The 224-nt window shown below is 61.2% G+C and carries 1 protein-coding gene; it reads left to right on the top strand.

All coding sequences use genetic code 11. The annotated features are described in order from the left end of the window. A partial coding sequence (locus tag ACXAIC_RS24925) for an IS66 family transposase (protein ID WP_475187160.1) occupies positions 1-224 on the top strand: 224 nt, incomplete at both ends.

Below are 224 nucleotides of genomic sequence, written 5' to 3'. Positions count from 1 at the left end.
CCGGAGCGTGCCGCAATCAGGCAAAAGCACGCCAAACCTATCTTCAATGATCTGGAAGACTGGCTTGGCAGCCAATTGACGCGGATCTCGGGAAAGTCGCCGCTCGCCGCTGCGATCCGTTATGCGCTCAGCCGTCTGCCGAAAGCCCGGCCGTATCTCGGCAACGGGCATCTGGAGCTGGACAACAATTGCGCGGAGCGGGCCATGAAGCCCATTGCCCTTGG

It is taken from the genome of Roseibium sp. AWQ4_254 (assembly GCF_056161025.1).
This window is presented reverse-complemented; position numbering and strand designations above follow the sequence as displayed.